Source organism: Streptomyces sp. NH27, from assembly GCF_056859195.1.
In genome coordinates this window covers 1-1,274 of sequence record NZ_JACEGK010000955.1, presented here as the reverse complement: position 1 = coordinate 1,274, position 1,274 = coordinate 1, and the positions used below count along the sequence as shown (strand labels likewise).

1 protein-coding gene and 1 pseudogene are annotated in these 1,274 nt (G+C 78.2%); both read left to right on the top strand.

Going from position 1 to position 1,274, the window contains the following annotated elements; translation table 11 throughout:
• Positions 1 to 582, top strand: a 582-nt coding sequence (locus AC13HU_RS37370; RefSeq protein ID WP_483046451.1) for an RNA polymerase sigma factor, incomplete at its 5' end; no start/stop codon positions are given.
• A 9-nt stretch (positions 583 to 591) separates the two neighbouring features.
• A pseudogene (locus tag AC13HU_RS37365) lies at positions 592 to 1,274 on the top strand (hypothetical protein); the annotation flags it as partial.

The following is a 1,274-nucleotide window of genomic DNA, read 5'->3' as shown; positions in this document are numbered from 1 at the left end:
GTCCTGTACCGCGCGGTGCAGCCGCAGTTGTTGCAGTACGTACGCAGCCTGGTCGGCCCGGGTGACGCGGAGGACGTCGCCTCGGAGGCGTGGTTGCAGATCGCCCGGGACCTGCCGAGCTTTCGTGGCGGCGGCAGCGGCATCCGGGGCTGGGCGGCCAGGATCGCCCGCAACCGGGCGCTGGACCACATCAGGGCGCGCAGCCGCCGCCCTGTCGCGGGGGCCGGGGTGGAGGAACTCGTCGCGCTGCCGGGCCGGGCCGACACCGCGGGCGAGGCGCTGGACGCGGTCGCCACCGACCGCGCGCTGGCCGCGATCGCGGCGCTGCCGCGCGAGCAGGCCGAGGCGGTACTGCTGCGGGTGGTCATGGGCCTGGACTCCACCAGCGCGGCCCAAGTGCTGGGCAAACGCGCCGGGTCGGTGCGGATGGCCACACACCGGGGACTGCGCAGGCTGGCCGAACAGCTCTCGGCGGCCCGCGAGGCCCGGGAGGATGGTGCCTGCGGGGCGAGCGGGGAAGCAGAGGGGGGAGCGGCGGTGCGGACCGGTACGACGTTCTCGACAGGCCCTGGGGCTCGGTGAGGAAGTGGCATGAGTGACGACGGAGGGGTGGCGGAGGTCCCGCGCCCGCGACGGCCTGAACGACCGCCGGGCGCGGGCGCGGGTGCGGGCGCGATGGGCGGCCCGGGCGCGATGCGCGACTTCGGCGGCGCGGACATCCTGGATGACCTGGATGACCTGGATGACCTGGACGACGTGGACGGCGTGCCCGGACGGCCCGGCGTGTCCTCCGGCCGCGCGGACTGGCTGACCGGCGACGCGGCGGAGGCGCTGCTGTCCGGCCGCCCTGTGCCGCTCGCCGACGGGCGGGCGGCCGGTGAGGCGCACCGGCTGGCGCGACTCCTGCTGGCGGCCGCGGCCGACCGGTCCGCCCTCCACCCGCTCGACCCGGTGCGCGAGGAGCAGGCCCTGGCGGCCTTCCGCGCGGCGCGCGCGGCGGGCCTTCCGCCGGCCGCCCCGGCGCCCGGCGGGCCTTCGACGGCTGAGCTGCTGTCCGGCGGGACGGCGGCCCCGGTGTCCGGCGGGACTTCGACGGCTGCCCCGGTGTCCGGCGGGGCCCGCGACTCGTTCCCGGAGCCGGAGGTGGTCGGCGCCCCCGCCGTGGGCGGCACCCGCGCCGACCGGTCCGTACGGCTGGTGCCGGTGCGGCGGGCGCGGGCACACCCCCACCGAGCCAGCGGAGGCGGAGAGCATGACGCGCGAGTCGCAGTCCG